The 17,178-nt window shown below is 72.5% G+C and carries 14 protein-coding genes; 9 read left to right on the top strand and 5 right to left on the bottom strand.

Annotation, left to right across the window (positions count from 1 at the left end; all coding sequences use genetic code 11):
• Nucleotides 1-90: 90 nt before the first annotated feature.
• Nucleotides 91-2,625, top strand: a complete 2,535-nt coding sequence (locus DVH02_RS09900; protein ID WP_114623394.1) for a SpoIIE family protein phosphatase — start codon at nucleotides 91-93, stop codon at nucleotides 2,623-2,625.
• Here DVH02_RS09900 and DVH02_RS09895 read toward each other — a convergent pair.
• Entirely contained in the window at nucleotides 2,622-3,440 is an 819-nt protein-coding gene (locus DVH02_RS09895) for a glycerophosphodiester phosphodiesterase (RefSeq protein WP_233518129.1), read from the bottom strand. The genes DVH02_RS09900 and DVH02_RS09895 overlap by 4 nt on opposite strands.
• A 2-nt stretch (nucleotides 3,441-3,442) precedes the next feature.
• A complete protein-coding gene (locus tag DVH02_RS09890; protein ID WP_114623393.1) occupies nucleotides 3,443-4,477 on the bottom strand; it encodes an adenosine deaminase in 1,035 nt (344 codons plus the stop codon).
• A 232-nt stretch (nucleotides 4,478-4,709) separates the two neighbouring features.
• Between DVH02_RS09890 and DVH02_RS09885 the strand changes: the two genes are divergently transcribed.
• Complete coding sequence (locus DVH02_RS09885) at nucleotides 4,710-5,486, top strand: DUF4190 domain-containing protein (protein WP_114623392.1); 777 nt, start codon at nucleotides 4,710-4,712, stop codon at nucleotides 5,484-5,486.
• 252 nt (nucleotides 5,487-5,738) lie between these two features.
• Here DVH02_RS09885 and DVH02_RS09880 read toward each other — a convergent pair whose 3' ends face one another.
• Complete coding sequence (locus DVH02_RS09880; protein WP_114623391.1) at nucleotides 5,739-6,377, bottom strand: NADAR family protein; 639 nt, start codon at nucleotides 6,375-6,377, stop codon at nucleotides 5,739-5,741.
• A 210-nt stretch (nucleotides 6,378-6,587) separates the two neighbouring features.
• Here DVH02_RS09880 and DVH02_RS09875 point away from each other — a divergent pair, with 210 nt between their 5' ends.
• From DVH02_RS09875 to DVH02_RS09845, 7 genes are all read left to right on the top strand, one after another.
• On the top strand, nucleotides 6,588-8,111 hold the full coding sequence (locus DVH02_RS09875) for a gamma-aminobutyraldehyde dehydrogenase (RefSeq protein ID WP_114623390.1): 1,524 nt from the start codon (nucleotides 6,588-6,590) through the stop codon (nucleotides 8,109-8,111).
• A 37-nt stretch (nucleotides 8,112-8,148) separates the two neighbouring features.
• Nucleotides 8,149-9,396: an ABC transporter substrate-binding protein gene (locus DVH02_RS09870; RefSeq protein WP_114623389.1), complete on the top strand. Its 1,248-nt coding sequence runs from the start codon at nucleotides 8,149-8,151 to the stop codon at nucleotides 9,394-9,396.
• Between the two features lie 56 nt (nucleotides 9,397-9,452).
• A complete protein-coding gene (locus DVH02_RS09865) occupies nucleotides 9,453-10,679 on the top strand; it encodes an ABC transporter ATP-binding protein (RefSeq protein ID WP_114623388.1) in 1,227 nt (408 codons plus the stop codon).
• Nucleotides 10,676-11,617: an ABC transporter permease gene (locus DVH02_RS09860; RefSeq protein ID WP_114623387.1), complete on the top strand. Its 942-nt coding sequence runs from the start codon at nucleotides 10,676-10,678 to the stop codon at nucleotides 11,615-11,617. Before DVH02_RS09865 ends, DVH02_RS09860 begins: the two co-directional genes overlap by 4 nt.
• The gene (locus DVH02_RS09855; RefSeq protein ID WP_114623386.1) at nucleotides 11,617-12,414 is read left to right on the top strand and encodes an ABC transporter permease; all 798 of its coding nucleotides are present in this window, start codon (nucleotides 11,617-11,619) and stop codon (nucleotides 12,412-12,414) included. Before DVH02_RS09860 ends, DVH02_RS09855 begins: the two co-directional genes overlap by 1 nt.
• A gap of 25 nt (nucleotides 12,415-12,439) precedes the next feature.
• Nucleotides 12,440-13,855: an NAD(P)/FAD-dependent oxidoreductase gene (locus DVH02_RS09850; protein WP_114623385.1), complete on the top strand. Its 1,416-nt coding sequence runs from the start codon at nucleotides 12,440-12,442 to the stop codon at nucleotides 13,853-13,855.
• Nucleotides 13,856-14,018: 163 nt separating this feature from the next.
• The gene (locus tag DVH02_RS09845; RefSeq protein WP_114623384.1) at nucleotides 14,019-14,549 is read left to right on the top strand and encodes a bifunctional DNA primase/polymerase; all 531 of its coding nucleotides are present in this window, start codon (nucleotides 14,019-14,021) and stop codon (nucleotides 14,547-14,549) included.
• Here the strand turns inward: DVH02_RS09845 and DVH02_RS09840 are convergent.
• Entirely contained in the window at nucleotides 14,522-15,394 is an 873-nt protein-coding gene (locus DVH02_RS09840) for a phosphatase PAP2 family protein (RefSeq protein ID WP_114623383.1), read from the bottom strand. The genes DVH02_RS09845 and DVH02_RS09840 overlap by 28 nt on opposite strands.
• 159 nt (nucleotides 15,395-15,553) lie before the next feature.
• Complete coding sequence (gabT, locus tag DVH02_RS09835; RefSeq protein ID WP_114623382.1) at nucleotides 15,554-16,888, bottom strand: 4-aminobutyrate--2-oxoglutarate transaminase; 1,335 nt, start codon at nucleotides 16,886-16,888, stop codon at nucleotides 15,554-15,556.
• Nucleotides 16,889-17,178 lie beyond the last annotated feature (290 nt).

Here is a 17,178-nt window from a genome sequence, read left to right as displayed (position 1 = left end):
GGTGCACCGCCGCCCCCGCCTGCGTTTGTTGGCGATCGTCGATACGGGCATCCTGGGTGGTGAGGGGACCGCGAAGGCGAATCGAGAGCGATGAGCACTGGTGGCAACACTTCTCACGAGGGGCGAAGAGGCCGCCGGGAGCGGGAGTCCGCGGCCGTCGTCACCGTGGACACGCGCGGGACCGTCACCGGATGGAGCAAAGGCGCCGGATCCCTTCTCGGCTACACGGCCGCCCAGGCCGTCGGCCGCCCCGCCGCCCGGCTGCTCGCCTCCGGCCCCGCCGAGACCGCGGCCGCCGTGGCGGCGCTGCGCCGCGCCGACGTATGGCGCGGAACCGCCGCCGTACGGCACCGGGACGGCGGGCGGCTGGAACTCGGCCTGGTGGCCTGCCCGCTCCTCGACGCGGACGACGGCACCCGGGGCTACGTCGTCACCGTCAACGCGATGGCCCAGCCGCCGGACGCCGACCCGCTGACGGTCGAGGCGTCGGTCGCCCAGGCGCCCGTGTCGATGTCCGCCGTCGACGGCCAGGAGCGCTACATCCGGCTCAACTCCGCCGCCTGCGCGGTTCTCGGCCGGGCCGAGGAGGAACTGCGCGGCCGGTTCTTCAGCGACACCATCGCCGTCGGCGACCACGACGGCCAGAACTTCCTGGAACATCTGCGCCGGGTGAACACCACGGGCGAGCCGCTGCACTACGAGAGCTACACCAGCGCCCTCAGCTCACCCCGCGTCCATGCCTGGAACATCCACATGTGGCCCGTGCGCGACGCCGACGAACAGCAGCGCGGCGTCGCCGTACTGGCCTTCGACAACAGCGAGCAGTACTGGGCCCGCCAGCGGCTGCTGCTGCTCAAGGACGCGGGCACCGCCATCGGGACCACCCTGGACGTGACGCGCACCGCCGACGAACTCGCCCGGCTGGCCGTGCCGATCCTCGGCGACTTCGGCACCGTCGACCTGCTGGACTCCGTCATGCGCGGCGAGGAGCCCACCGAAGGGCCGGTGGACAGCGACGTACGGCTGCGACGCGTCGCGCACAAAGCCGCCGACCCGCGCATCACCGCCGGGGCGATCGAACTCGGCGGCCTCGAAACCTACCCGGAGTCCTCGCCGCCCGCCCGCTGCCTGACCACCGGCCGGCCCGCCCTCAGCAGGCTCGGCGATCACGGATTCGCCCGGTGGATCGGCGCCAACGAGACACGCGCCGCCATGGTCAGGGACTGGGGGGTGCACTCCCTGATGGCCATCCCGCTGCGCGCCCGGGGCATCACCCTCGGCGTCGCCGTCTTCACCCGCGCACAGCGCGCCGACCCCTTCGAACAGGACGATGTCGTCCTCGCCGAGGAGCTGGCAGGACGCGCCGCCGTCTGTATCGACAACGCCCGCCGCTACACCCGGGAGCACACCACGGCGCTGGCCCTGCAGCGCAGCCTGCTCACCCAGCGGATGCCCGGCCAGAACGCCGTGGAGTTCGCCTCCCGGTATCTGCCCGCGGACTCCCGCGCCGGTGTCGGCGGTGACTGGTTCGACGTCATCCCCCTCTCCGGGAACCGGGTGGCCCTCGTCGTCGGCGACGTCGTCGGCCACGGAATCCACGCCTCCGCCGCGATGGGACGGCTGCGTACGGCCGTACGCACCCTCGCCGACGTGGACCTGCCGCCCGACGAGCTGCTCACCCACCTGGACGATCTGGTGAGCCACCTCGCCGAGGACGACGACGCGGCGGTCTCGGCCGCCGAGGCCACCGGCGAGTTCGGGGCCACCTGCCTGTACGCCGTCTACGACCCGGTCTCCCGGCGCTGCGCGATGGCCTCCGCGGGCCATCTGCCGCCCGCCGTCCGGCTGCCCGACGGCACGGTCGAACTGCTCGACATCGTCCCCGGGCCGCCACTGGGCGTCGGAGCCGTGCCCTTCGAGGTCACCGAACGGGAACTGCCCGAGGGAAGCGTGCTCGCCCTGTGCACCGACGGACTGATCGTGGGCCGGGACCGGGACGTCGACGCGGGCCTCGCGCAGCTGCGCGAGGCGCTCGCCACCCGCGCTGGAGGGGCGCCGGAGCCCGACTCGCCCGTCCCCGACTCGCCCGCCTCCGACTCGCCCGCCTCCGACTCGCCCGTCCCCGACTCGCCGGAGCCCGACTCGCTGGAGGCCCTGTGCGACCGTCTGATGTCGACGCTGCTGCCCGGCCGGCCCACCGACGACGCCGCGCTACTGGTCACCCGCACCCGCGCGCTCCACTCGGACCAGGTGGCGTCCTGGGAGCTGACCGGCGACCCCGCGCAGGTCGCCGACGCCCGCGACAGCGCCTCGGCGCAGCTCGCCGCGTGGGGGCTGGCGGAGGCCGCGTTCGTCACCGAACTCGTGGTGAGCGAGCTGGTCACCAATGCCATCCGCTACGGCGCCGAACCCATCCGGCTCCGGCTGATCCGCGACCGTACCCTCATCTGCGAGGTCTCCGACGGCAGCAGCACCGCCCCGCACCTGCGCCGCGCGCACGCCTTCGACGAGGGCGGACGCGGCCTGCTGCTGGTCGCCCAGCTCACCCAGAGCTGGGGCACCCGGCAGACCGCGTCCGGCAAGACGATCTGGGCGGAACAGGTCCTCACCCCGCTGGACTTCTAGAAACCCCTGGTCTTCCCAGGAACCCTCGGTCCTCCAGGAACCCCTGGTCCTCCAGGAACCCCGCTGGACCTCGGGGAACCGGCGGGAGCCTTCGCGGGGCGGGCCAGCACCCCCGACAGCACATCGATCCGGTTGGTGGTGATCGAGTCGACGCCGCGCGCGATCAGCCGGCGCATGCTGCGCCGGGTGTCCGCCGTCCAGGCGGAGACCAGCAGGCCCTCGCGGTGGTCGCGGTCCGCCAGCTCCCGGCTGACCAGCCCGAAGCGGTAGTTGAGCCAGCGCGGCCTGACGGCGGCCAGCAGCGCGGGGCGAGGCGGGGCCAGGGTCGTCCAGGTCATCGCGATCTCGGCGGCCGGATCGGCGGCCCGCACGGCGAGCATCGTGTCCGGCCCCGCGCAGTAGTAGACCCGCTCGGCGGCCCCGCACTCGCGCACCGTGCCGATGACCGTACGGACCGACGCCGCGTCGGCGCCGGGCAGATCGATCATCAGCCGGCCCGCGTCCCCGGCCCGGCCGTCCACCGGCAGGAGCGCCTCCCGCAGCGTGGGCACTCCGTCGTGGGTCAGTTCGCGCACCTCGGCGTGCGTCAGCTCCGCGAGCCGCCGGTCCTGGTTCCAGAGCCGCTTCAGGGAGGAGTCGTGCAGCAGTACGGGCACCCCGTCGCGGGTCAGCCGGACATCGATCTCGACCGCGTCCGCGCCCCGCTCGCGCGCCGAGCGGACCGAGGGCAGCGTGTTCTCGCGGACCCGGTAGGGATCGCCCCGGTGGCCCACGGCGACGACAGCGCGCCGCGGGCCCGTCCCGTCCTCGCCCACCACTAGGCCGTCTCGCGCGCGAGCCACTCGGCCGTGTACGTGTCGATCCGCGCGGCGAGTTCCTTCTTGCCCGCCGTGTCGAGGAAGGACGCCTCCACGGCGTTCTTCGCGAGACCGGCGATCCCGCGCTCGTCCAGGGAGAGCAGCCCGGCGGCGACCGCGTACTCCTTGTTGAGGTCCGTACCGAACATCGGCGGGTCGTCGCTGTTGACCGTCACCAGCACCCCGGCCGCGAACATCTCCTTGATCGGGTGCTCCGCCAGGTCGGCGACCGCGCGGGTGGCGATGTTGGAGGTGGGGCAGACCTCCAGCGGGACGCGGTGTTCGGCGAGATGGGCCAGCAGCTCCGGGTCCCGCACGGCGCTGATGCCGTGGCCGATGCGCTCCGCGCGCAGCTCGCGCAGGGCGTCCCAGACGGTGCCGGGCCCGGTCGTCTCACCGGCGTGCGGTACGGAGTGCAGCCCCGCCGCGATCGCCCGGTCGAAGTACGGCTTGAACTGCGGCCTGGGCACCCCGATCTCGGGGCCGCCGAGGCCGAACGAGACCAGGCCCTCGGGGCGCAGGTCCACCGCGAGCCGGGTGGTCTCCTCGGCGGCGAGCAGTCCTGCCTCGCCGGGGATGTCGAAGCACCAGCGCAGCACGACGCCCAACTCGGCCTCGGCCGCCTTGCGCGCGTCCTCGATGGCCTCCATGAACGCCTGCTCGGGGATGCCCCGGCGCGTGGAGCTGAAGGGGGTCACTGTCAGCTCGGCGTAGCGGATGTTCTGCCGCGCCATGTCCCGGGCGACCTCGAACGTCAGCAGCCGGATGTCCTCGGGGGTGCGGAGCAGGTCCACGACGGAGAGGTAGACGTCGATGAAGTGCGCGAAGTCGGTGAACGTGAAGTAGTCGACGAGCGCCTCGGGGTCGCTGGGCACCTGGGAGTCCGGGTGCCTGGCGGCCAGTTCGGCCACGATGCGGGGCGAGGCCGAGCCGACATGGTGGACATGCAGCTCGGCCTTGGGCAGCCCCGCGATGAAGGGGTGCGGATCGGTCATCAGGATCCTCCGGATGCGGGGCGTACGCCCCGGTGTGCGGTGGTGCGGCTGCTGGGCGCGCGGTGTCCGCGGGGCGGGTGCGCCCATGGCCCGCCAGGCACCATACGGGGCAAAGGGCCATCCTAGGCCGTGTCCTGGCGCTCTTCGCCGGGGCCGGACGGGACCTGGGCCGGGCGGTCCGCGCCCGGGAGGCAGGCCGTAGCATGGCCGGGAGTCACGATGGGGGAGGACCATGTCGGACAAGAGCGAGCAGCCGTCGGGCGGCTTCGAGCCGAACGATCCCTGGGCTCCGCCGGAGCGCGGGGCGACGTACGACGGCGCGCAGGCGCGGCCGCCGGAGGGGCAGGGCCCGTCCGTACACGACCAGCCGACGATCCTGGGCATGCCGGGCGGCCCCGTGCCGAGTCCCGGCCAGGGGACCGGGACCGGGTCCGGTTCCGTGCCGCCACCGCCGCCCGCCCCCGGCACACCGGCCGGGCACGCCCCGGGGGCGGCCTACGGCTACCCCGGTGCCCCGCCCCAGCAGTCCACCCCGGGCTTCCAGCCGCCTGCTTCGCCGTACGTCGGCGGGGTGCCCGGCGCGGGCGCCGGTTACGGCTATCCGACGGGCCCGACCCCCGGCTATCCGTCGGCTCCCGGCTACCCGTCCGCCCCCGGCTATCCCGGGTACGGCCAGGGCGGCTGGCAGCAGCCCCCGGCCAACGGCATGGGCGTCGCCGCGCTGGTGCTCGGCATCATCTCCGTGGTGGGCTTCTGCCTCTGGGGTCTGAGCGTCGTCCTCGGTGTTCTCGCGCTGATCTTCGGCATCGTCGGCCGCCGCCGGGCCGCCCGCGGCGAGGCCAACAACGGCGGCATGGCGCTGGCGGGCATCGTCCTGGGGGCCATCGGCGCGGTGGTCGGCGCGGTCGTCCTCGCCCTGATCATCGTGGGGGTGGCGTACGGCGAGGACAACAGCGGCGGCGGCGACGATCCGTTCGCCACGTCGTTCGTGGTCGGCGCCGACCGCTGACGGTGTTCCCCGGCGCTCGGACCCCCGTTCCCTGCCGCTAGGATCTCTCGTTTGGATCATGCGGGGCTCGCGGGCCCTGGTGCCGCGCCTCGCCGCGTTGTCGGGATCACCCCGGTACATCCGGTACGGGGGTGACCCTCCGCCGTGCGGGAGCGCTCGGCTTCCGAAGGACGCGTCGAACGCCGAGGCGGAGGGAGCGAAGCGAGCGCGGCGCACCGGACGCCGCCGGGCCCGCCCTTGGGGCGGACGGCGCTACTTCGAAGACAGGGCGTGGGCACCCGCTCCCCCCGCCCCGTCGCGGAGCCGCTCGCGTGCCTCCATCAGCGCGAAGCCCAGCAGGTTGAGCCCGCGCCAGCGGGCGGGGTCGTGGGCGCGCTCGTCGTCCGAGGCCAAGCCGATCCCCCAGATCCGGTCCATCGGGCTGGCCTCGATGAGTATCCGGTCCCCCGTGGCCAGCAGGAACGTCCGCAGCGCGGCGTCCTGCCCGAATTTGTGGACGCTGCCCGCCACCACGATCCCGTAGCGCTCCCGCTCCCAGACGCTCTCCTCGAAGCCGCGCACCAGCCGCCCCGCCCGCTTGGCGAGAGCCGGATTCGCCGCGGTCACCGCCCGGTGCTCGGCCTCCTCGTCGCCGAAGAGCCGGGCCTTGCGCGCCATCATCCAGTGCTCCGCCGTCGCGTACTCCACACCGTCCACGGTGAACGGCGCGGGCCACCACTGGCTGAAACAGCTCGCCCCCAGCGTGCCGTCCCGCCGGGGCTTGTGACCCCAGAAGTGCAGCAGCTTCACCGCCTCGCCCCGCGCGGTCCGCTCGGCCAACGCGCCGACGGCATCCGCCCCGACGGCCCCGCCGACCACCAGGTCCGTTCCGCTGTCCGTGCCGCTGCCCATCCCGTTCGCCCCGTTCCCTGTCCTGCGGACGAGTCTGGCACCCACCACTGACACACGCCCCGCCTTTCCTGCCGCTGCGCCACCCGCGGGCGACCGAATCCGTCGCGTAACCAAAAGGCAACAACGGAATCCCTTGTTGAGGTGGGAGTGCTCTGTCAGGATCGGCACTCAATTGAACCCGGGGCAACAACCGCACCATCGGAGAGCGTCATGGGTGACCACTTCCAGCCGCGCGACCGCTTCGCGAGCGGCGCGCAGTTCATCGGCGGGCGGGTGCGGTCAGGTACCTCCGGCCGTACGCACACCGTCGTGAATCCGGCCACCGGCGAGGACGTCCTCGGCTACGAACTCGCGGGCCCCGACGACGTCGACGACGCCGTCGCCGCCGCGCACGCGGCCTTCCCCGGCTGGGCCGGGGCCACCCCCGGCGAGCGCTCGGACGCCCTGCACCGCTTCGCCGGGATACTGGCCGACCGGGCCGGGGAGTTCGCGTACGCCGAATCGCTCCAGTGCGGCAAACCGATCAAGCTCTCCACCGAGTTCGACGTCCCCGGCAGCGTCGACAACGCCGCCTTCTTCGCCGGTGCCGCCCGCCGTCTGGAGGGCGTCTCGGCCGCCGAGTACAGCGGGGACCACACCTCCTACGTACGCCGCGAGCCGATCGGCGTCGTCGGCTCGATCGCGCCCTGGAACTACCCGCTCCAGATGGCCGCCTGGAAGATCCTCCCGGCGATCGCCGCGGGCAACACCATCGTGCTCAAGCCCGCCGAGAACACCCCGCTGACCTCGCTGATGTTCGCCCAGGCCGCCCAGCGGGCCGGGCTCCCCGACGGTGTCGTCAACATCGTCTGCGGGTCCGGTCCCGACGCGGGCGAACACCTCGTCGGCCACCCCGACGTCGTGATGACGTCCTTCACCGGCTCCACGCGGGTCGGCAAGCGCGTCGCCCAGCTCGCCACCGCCACCGTCAAACGCCTCCACCTCGAACTCGGCGGCAAGGCGCCCTTCGTCGTGTTCGACGACGCCGACCTGACCGCCGCCGTGCACGGCGCGGTCGCCGGATCCCTCATCAACGCCGGTCAGGACTGCACCGCCGCCACCCGCGCCTATGTGCAACGGCCGCTGTACGACGACTTCGTCAGCGGCGTCGCCGAGCTGATGGGGACGGTACGGCTCGGCGACCCCTTCGACGACGCCACCGACCTCGGCCCGCTCATCTCGTACGCCCACCGCGACCGGGTCGCCGCCCTCGTCGACCGCGCCCGCGGCCACGCCCGGATCGTCACCGGCGGCGAGGCGCCCGGCGGCGACTGGAAGAACGGCGCCTACTACCGGCCCACCCTCATCACCGACGCCGCCCAGGACAGCGAGATCGTCCAGTCCGAGATCTTCGGCCCGGTCCTCGTCGTGCTGCCCTTCGACTCCGACGACGAAGGCATCGCGCTCGCCAACGACACCCCCTACGGCCTCGCCGCCTCCGCCTGGAGCCGCGACGTCTACCGGACCGGCCGCGCCACCCGGGAGATCAGGGCGGGCTGCGTCTGGATCAACGACCACATCCCGATCATCAGCGAGATGCCGCACGGCGGATACAAGGCCAGCGGCTTCGGCAAGGACATGTCGGCGTACTCCTTCGAGGAGTACACGCAGGTCAAACACGTGATGTACGACAACACGGCGGTGGCCGCGAAGGACTGGCACCGCACCGTCTTCGGCGACAGGCACCGTCCCTGACCCTCCCCGGAACCGTCCACCCGAAAGGGCACAGCGCATGGAGCAGTACGAGCCCGAGCCCCTCTCCGCGGCCCAGCTGGCCGCCGTACGGCGCAGCGTCACCGGCGGCAGGGGCGCGCTCACCCGCCGGTCCCTGCTGCGGGCCACCGGCGTCGGCACGCTCGCCGTCGGCGGGCTCCCCGCTCTGAGCGGCTGCGGGATCCCGCCCGCGAAGCTGGAGGGCGACGGCCGGGCCTCCTCCGACCACTCGGCCGAGGAGAAGCGGGTGGTCTTCTCCAACTGGACCGAGTACATGGACGTCAGCGACGACGAGAAGCACTATCCGACACTGGAGGCGTTCACCCGGCGCACCGGGATCGCGGTCAAGTACACGGCGGACATCAACGACAACGTCGAGTTCTTCGGCAAGATCCAGCCGCAACTGGCCGCCGGGCAGGACACCGGACGCGACCTGATCTGCGTCACCGACTGGCTCGCCGCCCGCATGATCAGGCTCGGCTACGCGCAGAAACTCGACCCGTCGAACCTGCCGTACGCCTTCGCCCACCTCTCCGAGCAGTTCCGCTCGCCCGACTGGGACCCCGGCCGCGCCCACAGCTACCCGTGGACGGGCATCCCCACCGTCATCGCCTACAACTCCAGGGCGACCGGCGGACGTACGGTCGACTCCGTCTCCCAGCTGCTGGACGACCCCAAGCTCAAGGGCCGCGTCGCCTTCCTCTCCGAGATGCGCGACACCATCGGGATGACCCTCCTCGACCTGGGCAAGGACCCGGCGAAGTTCACCGACGACGACTTCGACGCGGCGGTCGCCCGCCTCCAGAAGGCCGTCGACAGGAAACAGGTGCGCCGCTTCACCGGCAACGACTACACCGCCGACCTCGACAAGGGCGACATCGCCGCCTGCGTCGCCTGGGCCGGGGACATCGTCCAGCTCCAGCACGACAACCCCGACGTCAAGTTCACCATCCCGCGCGCCGGTTACATGCTCTCCAGCGACAACCTGCTGGTCCCGGCCAGGGCGCGGCACAAGACCAACGCAGAGCGGCTCATCGACCACTACTACCGGCCGCCGATCGCCGCCCGGCTCGCCGCGTACATCAACTACGTCTGCCCCGTCGACGGCGTACGCGCCGAGCTGACCAGGATCGACAAGTCGATGGCCGACAACACCCTGATCCTCCCCGACGCGGCGATGGCCGCGGCCTCGCACGCCTTCCGCTCGCTGAGCGCCGAGGAAGAGACGGCGTACGAGCAGAAGTTCGCCAAGCTCATCGGCGCGTGACGCCGCCCCGCCGCGGGCCCCGCCCGTCCACCCCCTCCTCCCCGGGACCGTGATCCATGACAGAGACCGCATCCACCAGCCGGGGCGGCGGCGACGTCCGCCTCACCGGGATCAGCAAGACGTACGGCTCGTTCCACGCGGTCAGGCCGCTCGAACTCACCGTGCCGGAGGGCTCCTTCTTCGCCCTGCTCGGCGCCTCGGGCTGCGGCAAGACCACCACCCTGCGGATGATCGCCGGGCTGGAGGAGCCGACCACGGGCTCGGTCCTCCTCGGCGACAGGGACGTCACCGCGCTGCCGCCGTACAAGCGCCCCGTCAACACCGTCTTCCAGAGCTACGCGCTCTTCCCGCATCTCGACATCTACGAGAACGTCGCCTTCGGACTGCGCCGACGCGGCGTCAAGTCCGTGAAAAAGCAGGTCGGCGACATGCTCGACCTCGTCCAGCTCGGCGACTTCGCCCGGCGCCGACCTCACCAGCTCTCCGGCGGCCAGCAGCAGCGGGTCGCCGTGGCCCGCGCGCTCATCAACCACCCCCGGGTGCTGCTCCTCGACGAGCCGCTCGGCGCGCTCGACCTCAAACTGAGGCGGCAGATGCAGCTGGAGCTGAAGCGCATCCAGACCGAGGTCGGCATCACCTTCATCCATGTCACCCACGACCAGGAGGAGGCCATGACGATGGCCGACACCGTCGCGGTGATGAACGCGGGCCGGGTGGAGCAGCTCGGCAGCCCCGCCGACCTCTACGAGAACCCCGACACCACCTTCGTCGCCAACTTCCTCGGCACCTCCAACCTCATCGGGACCGAGGTCGCCGAGGCCCACGGGGACGACATCACCGTCACCGTCGGCGGCACCGCGCTCCGGCTGCCCGCCGCCCGATGTCCGGCGCCGGTGCGCGGCGGCGGGACGCTGCTGGTCGGAGTACGCCCCGAGAAGATCTCCCTGACCCACGCCGACGACGCGGCCACCGTCCCCGAGGGGCGCAACCGGATATCCGGCAGGATCGCCGACTCCAGCTTCATCGGCGTCTCCACCCAGTACGTGATCGACGCCCCCGGCTGCCCCGGTCTGGAGGTGTACGCGCAGAACATCGAGCGCGACGGCCGCCTCGCCCCCGGCGCCGAGGTCGTCCTGCACTGGAACCCCGCGCACACCTTCGGGCTGGACGCCGGGCAGTCCCCGCTGGCCGGAACGCCGGACGCCGCGGACGCCGCCACCGCCGCCACCGCCGCCGCGGGCACCGAGAAGGCGGTCGCGGCGGCGGGCGGGGAGGCGCCGTGACCGCCGCCGAGGCGCCGCCCGCCGCACCCGCCTCCCCGCCGGGGCCGCCCGAGCACCCCGTACGCAAGGCGTCCGCGCGCAGGCGGCTCGTACCGTACTGGCTGCTGCTGCCCGGAATCCTGTGGCTGCTGGTGTTCTTCGCGCTGCCGATGGTCTACCAGGCGTCGACCTCCGTGCAGACCGGCTCCCTGGAGGAAGGCTTCCAGGTCACCTGGCACTTCGCGACGTACGGGGACGCGCTGCGGGAGTACTACCCGCAGTTCGTGCGCTCCCTGCTCTACGCGGGCACCGCCACCGCCCTGTGCCTGCTGCTCGGCTATCCGCTGGCCTACCTCCTCGCGTTCAAGGCGGGCCGCTGGCGCCATCTGCTGCTGGTCCTCGTCATCGCGCCCTTCTTCACCAGCTTCCTGATCCGCACGCTCGCCTGGAAGACGATCCTCGCGGACGGCGGGCCGGTCGTCTCCGTCCTGAACTCCCTGCACGTCCTCGACGTGACCAGCTGGCTCGGCTGGACCGAGGGCAGCCGGGTCCTGGCCACCCCCATGGCGGTGGTCTGCGGGCTGACCTACAACTTCCTGCCCTTCATGATCCTGCCGCTCTACACCTCCCTGGAACGGGTGGACGGACGGCTCCACGAGGCCGCCGGTGACCTCTACGCGCGGCCGTGGACCACCTTCCGCACGGTGACCTTCCCGCTCTCCATGCCGGGCGTCGTCTCCGGCACGCTGCTCACCTTCATCCCGGCGAGCGGCGACTACGTCAACGCCGAACTGCTCGGGTCGACCGACACGAAGATGGTCGGCAGCGTCATCCAGACACAGTTCCTGCGGGTCCTCGACTATCCGACGGCCGCCGCCCTCTCCTTCATCCTGATGGCCGTCGTCCTGATCACGGTCACCGTCTACATCCGCCGAGCCGGGACGGAGGACCTCGTCTGATGCGCCTGCTGCGACGCAACCTCGTGGTCATCGCGGGACTGGGCACCCTCGCCTATCTGGTCCTGCCGAACATCGTCGTGATGGTCTTCTCGTTCAACCAGCCCAAAGGCCGGTTCAACTACTCCTGGCAGCACTTCTCGCTGGCCGCGTGGAAGGACCCCTGCGGCGCCGCCGACCTGTGCGGATCGCTCTCGCTCTCGCTGCGGATCGCGGCCTGGGCGACGCTCGGCGCCACCGTACTGGGCACCATGATCGCGTTCGCGCTGGTCCGCTACCGCTTCCGGGCGCGCGGCGCGGTCAACTCGCTGATCTTCCTACCGATGGCGATGCCCGAGGTGGTCATGGCCGCCTCGCTGCTGACGCTCTTCCTCAACCTCGGCGCACGGCTCGGCTTCTGGACCGTGCTCATCGCGCACATCATGTTCTGCCTCAGTTTCGTGGTGACCGCCGTCAAGGCCCGGGTCATGTCCATGGACCCACGGCTGGAGGAAGCGGCGCGCGATCTCTACGCGGGTCCGGTGCAGACCTTCGTCCGGGTCACCCTGCCGATCGCCGCACCCGGCATCGCGGCCGGGGCGCTGCTCGCCTTCGCGCTCTCCTTCGACGACTTCATCATCACCAACTTCAACGCCGGCTCGACCGTCACCTTCCCGATGTACGTCTGGGGATCGGCGCAGCGCGGCACCCCCGTGCAGATCAACGTCATCGGCACGGCCATGTTCGCCCTCGCCGTGGCACTGGTGGTCGTGGGCCAACTGGTCGGCAACCGGCGCCGGAAGTCCGCCACCGCCCGATGATCCTCGTATGAAGGAGTGGGAAGCCATGTCCGCAGCCGCCTCGCGCGCCGTCGACGCCGCGCTCGCGGACGTCCGCCACACCCCGTACTGGCTGGACGACCCCGGCAGGCCCGCCGCGCTGCCCGCCCTGACCGGCGACGAACGCTGCGACCTGCTCGTCGTCGGCGGCGGCTACAGCGGGCTGTGGACCGCGCTGCTCGCCAAGGAGCGCGATCCCGGCCGGGACGTCGTCCTGATCGAGGGCGGCGAGGTGGGCTGGGCGGCCTCGGGCCGCAACGGCGGATTCTGCGCCGCCTCGCTCACCCACGGCTTCGCCAACGGGCTGGCCCGCTGGCCGGACGAGCTGATGGAGCTGGAGGAGCTGGGCGCGCGCAACCTCGACGCCATCGAGGAGACCGTCGCGCGCCACGCCATCGACTGCGACTTCGAGCGCACCGGCGAGATCGACCTCGCCACCGAACCGCACCAGCTCGACGAACTCCGCGAGAGGTACGCACAGGCGAGGGACCTGGGCCTCACCGGACTCGAACTCCTCGACCGGGACGCGGTGCGCGCCGAGGTCGACTCGCCGACCTTCCTCGGCGGCGTCTGGGACCGGCGCGGCGTCGCCATGCTGCACCCCGCCAAACTCGTCTGGGGGCTCAAGCGGGTCTGCGCGGAACTCGGCGTACGGATTTATGAACACACCCGCGGTCTGGCACTGGCCCGGTACGGCGCGGGGATGGCCGTCCGTACGGAGCACGGCAGGATCTTCGCGCGGCAGGTGGCGCTCGGCACCAACGTCTTTCCCTCGCTCGTCAGACGCGTGCGTCCGTACACGGTCCCGGTCTACGACTACGCCCTGATGACCGAGCCGCTGACGGCCGGACAGCTGAGCGCGATCGGCTGGCACCACCGTCAGGGGCTCGCGGACGGCGCCAACCGGTTCCACTACTTCCGGATCACCGCCGACCGGCGCATCCTGTGGGGCGGTTACGACGCGGTGTATCCGTTCGGCGGTCGCCTCAGCGCCGACCGGGACCACCGGCCCCGCACCTATCGCACGCTGGCCGCCCACTTCCAGCGTTGCTTCCCGCAGCTGGAGGGCGTGCGCTTCAGCCACGCCTGGGGCGGCGCGATCGACACGTGCACCCGTTTCTCGGCCTTCTTCGGCACGGCGTACGGCGGCCGGGTCGCGTACGCCGCCGGGTACACCGGGCTCGGCGTCGGCGCGACGCGCTTCGGCGGTGACGTGATGCTCGATCTGCTGGCGGGGGAGCGCGGCGGGCGCACGCGGCCGCGGATGGTGCGCGAGCGCCCGGTGCCGTTCCCGCCCGAACCCGCGGCCTGGGCGGGCATCGCCCTCACCCAGTGGTCGCTGGCGCGCGCGGACGCCAGGGGCGGTCGGCGCAACGTCTGGCTGCGCGGGCTGGACCGGCTGGGGCTCGGCTTCGACAGCTGAACCGGCCCCGGTCCGCGCCGACACCGACGCGCGGCGGGCTGTGACCCGGATCACCGGTTCCGGTGGGGTGAACCCGCGTCATCCTCCCGCCCCGGCGCTGTCCCCCTTATGGACGGACTGTCCAACAAGGCGGACGGTCCCCGACCGGGAGGAGGCCGGGCTGATGAGCGGCTCGGGGGAGAACGCGGTGGACAAGCGCGCGGTGGAGTGGCTGGCATCGGTGGCGCCGGATCCCGCCGCCTGCCGCCGGGAGTGGGAGCGCGACCCGCTGGGGGTGACGCTGCTGCCCGCCGGCAGGCGGTGGGACGTGCTGATCCTGCCGGGGGAGCTGGGCGGTCCTGCGCTGTCCGTGCTGACCGGGATGATCGACCGGCCGGGCCCCGTGCTGGTCGGCTTCGGCGAGGCGCGGATGGGCTTCTTCGTGCCGCCGGGCACGGTGGCCCGCTGGCTCGGCACGGGGGTGCGCGGAGCGGGGCGCGGTACCTGGATCGTCGTCCCGTACCCGGTGCGGTCGAGCGGCGGGGTGCGCTGGCTGATCCCGCCGGACGGCTCGGGGACGCTCACCGATCCGGCGCTGCTGGAGCTGGCGATGCACGAGGCGGCGGCGGTGCTGGCGCGGGGCGGCACGGGCGGAGAGGGCGGCGGCCGGGAGTCGGCGCGCGGCGGTCAGGAGGGCGACGGCGGGCCGGGCTGAGGAGCCTCGCCGAGCGGCTCCGTCCGGCCGGGCCGGACGGAACGCCGGGGCGCGGAACGCAGGACCCGCCCCAGGACGAGCAGGAGCGCCCCGCACAGCAGCACACTGCCCAGTACGTCCAGCGGCCAGTGGTAGCCGCGCAGGACCAGCCCGGTCCCCGTCGCCAGGGTCAGCGCCCCGGCGACGGGCAGTGTCGCGCGCCTGCCCGCGTACGGGACGAGCAGCAGCGCCGCGCCGCCGTACGCGACCATCGCGGTCGCCGTGTGCCCGGACGGGTAGTAGCCGGTCGCGTCGGTGAGCGGTCCGCGCCGGTCGATCCAGAGTTTGAGCGGGACGACCAGGGCGGGGACCGCCGCCATCGCCCCGCAGACCGCGAGCGCCCGGCCGCGCTCGCGCCGCCCGCCGCGCCACAGGGTGTACCCGATCACCACGGCCAGTACGGGCAGCGCGACCGGCATCCCGCCGAGATCGGAGAGGAACTGTGTCAGGGGCTCAGGGCCGCGACCGGCGAGCGCGTGGCCGAGCCGTTCGTCCGCGCCGCGCAGCGGGCCGCGGGCCGTGGCCTGCCAGGTGACGAGCGCGAAGAGGACCGCGCACAGGGCGAGGACACCCGCCCAGGAGAGAGAAAACGGCCGCCCGGGAACAGGGGGGGGAGTTCCGGGGCGGCCGTTCGGACCGGTGTGCCGCACGCCCCGGGGGGTTTGGGGCGGGCGGCCATCCGATCGGTGAGGAGATCCGGAGCCAGTGGCTCCAGTGGTGTGCGCGAAGGCACGGCCAAAGCGGCGCTGGGGATGCCCCGCCTCGGCGTCGCCCGCAGTCTCCTGCGAGCGGGGTGTATCTCTCATCTGGGAAAACCGTACGGCAGGGGCGCGTGCTCCGACAGCCACATCAGCCTGCCGCCATGGCCCTCGCACACCTTCTTCACAGGCCCTGACGGCTGTGACGGCGAGGTTCACCGTTGGGGCGTTCACCGTCGGCCGGTCGCGAGAGGCGCACGCGGGCGCTCACAGGGCGGAGAACGCCTGCTCGATGATGTCGAGGCCCTCGTTCAGCAGGTCCTCGCCGATCACCAGGGGCGGCAGGAAGCGCAGCACGTTGCCGTACGTACCGCAGGTGAGGACGAGCAGCCCGGCCGCGTGGCAGGACGCGGCGAGCGCCGCGGTCGCCTCCGGCGCGGGCTCCTTGGTGTCGCGGTCCTTCACCAGCTCGACGGCGATCATCGCGCCCCGGCCCCGGATGTCGCCGATGACGTCGTACTTCTCGGCGAGGGCGGCGAGCCTGCCCTTCATCACCGTCTCGATGCGCCGCGCCTTGCCGACGAGGTCCAGCTCCTTCATCGTCTCGATGGAGCCGAGCGCGGCGGCACAGGCCACCGGGTTGCCGCCGTACGTACCGCCGAGCCCGCCCGCGTGCGCCGCGTCCATGATCTCGGCGCGGCCGGTGACGGCGGCGAGCGGCAGCCCGCCGGCGATGCCCTTCGCGGTGGTGATCAGGTCGGGGACGACGTTCTCGTCCTCGCAGGCGAACCACTGGCCGGTACGGCAGAAGCCGGACTGGATCTCGTCCGCCACGAACACGATCCCGTTGTCCCGGGCGAACGCCGCCAGCGCGGGCAGGAAGCCCTTGGCGGGCTCGATGAAGCCGCCCTCGCCGAGCACCGGCTCGATGACGATCGCCGCGACGTTCTCGGCGCCGATCTGCTTGCTGATCTGGTCGATGGCCTGGGCGGACGCCTCGGCGCCGCAGTTCTCGGCGCCGGTCGGCCAGCGGTAGCCGTAGGCGACCGGCACCCGGTAGATCTCCGGGGCGAACGGCCCGAAGCCGTTCTTGTACGGCATGTTCTTCGCGGTCAGCGCCATGGTGAGGTTGGTGCGGCCGTGATAGCCGTGGTCGAAGACGACGACCGCCTGGCGCCTGGTGTACGACCTGGCGATCTTCACGGCGTTCTCGACGGCCTCGGCGCCCGAGTTGAACAGCGCGGACTTCTTCGCGTGGTCGCCCGGGGTCAGCTCCGCGAGCCGCTCGCAGACCTCGACGTACCCCTCGTACGGCGTGACCATGAAACAGGTGTGGGTGAAGTCCGCCAGCTGGGCGGAGGCCCGGCGCACCACGGCCTCGGCGCTGGCGCCGACCGAGGTCACGGCGATGCCGGAGCCGAAGTCGATCAGCCGGTTCCCGTCCACGTCCTCGACGATCCCGCCGCCCGCGCGGGCGGCGAAGACCGGCAGCACGGACCCCACCCCACCGGCGACCACGGCGGTGCGGCGGGACTGCAGCGCGCGCGACTTGGGCCCGGGGATGGGGGTGACGATGCGGCGCTCCTGCGGAACAGCGGTCATGAGGGGCTCCTGGGGGTCTCTGGGATCTGGTGCGATCGGCGGAATCGTGGAGGTCGTGAAGGGCGTGCGGCGCGGAGGTCGTGAAGGGCGTGGGGCCGTGCGGGTCGTGTCGGCGGCAGTGAGGAGAGGCTCCGGGGAGTTGCCGCGGCTTTCTCCGGCTTTCTTCTGCTTTCCTCGCAGGCTAGGGGCGAGCGGGGGCAACGGGCATGCTCCGTTCGGGAGTGGTGCGCGCGTGTCGTTGTCCGCGACGGACATAGCGGCGGGACGGGCGCGCGCCCGTCCCGCCGCTA

This window comes from Streptomyces corynorhini, assembly GCF_003346515.1.
Taxonomy (GTDB): domain Bacteria; phylum Actinomycetota; class Actinomycetes; order Streptomycetales; family Streptomycetaceae; genus Streptomyces; species Streptomyces corynorhini.
Note: the sequence above shows the minus strand (reverse complement) of the source record. Positions and strands in the feature narration are given on the sequence as shown.

Bases quoted from the DNA above. Each gene is read 5' to 3' on its own strand.
- DVH02_RS09900 (WP_114623394.1), top strand. From the start codon at position 91: ATGAGCACTGGTGGCAACACTTCTCACGAGGGGCGAAGAGGCCGCCGG.
- DVH02_RS09890 (WP_114623393.1), bottom strand. From the start codon at position 4,477: ATGACCGATCCGCACCCCTTCATCGCGGGGCTGCCCAAGGCCGAGCTG.
- DVH02_RS09885 (WP_114623392.1), top strand. From the start codon at position 4,710: ATGTCGGACAAGAGCGAGCAGCCGTCGGGCGGCTTCGAGCCGAACGAT.
- DVH02_RS09880 (WP_114623391.1), bottom strand. From the start codon at position 6,377: ATGGGCAGCGGCACGGACAGCGGAACGGACCTGGTGGTCGGCGGGGCC.
- DVH02_RS09875 (WP_114623390.1), top strand. From the start codon at position 6,588: ATGGGTGACCACTTCCAGCCGCGCGACCGCTTCGCGAGCGGCGCGCAG.
- DVH02_RS09870 (WP_114623389.1), top strand. From the start codon at position 8,149: ATGGAGCAGTACGAGCCCGAGCCCCTCTCCGCGGCCCAGCTGGCCGCC.
- DVH02_RS09865 (WP_114623388.1), top strand. From the start codon at position 9,453: ATGACAGAGACCGCATCCACCAGCCGGGGCGGCGGCGACGTCCGCCTC.
- DVH02_RS09855 (WP_114623386.1), top strand. From the start codon at position 11,617: ATGCGCCTGCTGCGACGCAACCTCGTGGTCATCGCGGGACTGGGCACC.
- DVH02_RS09850 (WP_114623385.1), top strand. From the start codon at position 12,440: ATGTCCGCAGCCGCCTCGCGCGCCGTCGACGCCGCGCTCGCGGACGTC.
- DVH02_RS09845 (WP_114623384.1), top strand. From the start codon at position 14,019: ATGAGCGGCTCGGGGGAGAACGCGGTGGACAAGCGCGCGGTGGAGTGG.
- DVH02_RS09840 (WP_114623383.1), bottom strand. From the start codon at position 15,394: ATGAGAGATACACCCCGCTCGCAGGAGACTGCGGGCGACGCCGAGGCG.
- gabT (WP_114623382.1), bottom strand. From the start codon at position 16,888: ATGACCGCTGTTCCGCAGGAGCGCCGCATCGTCACCCCCATCCCCGGG.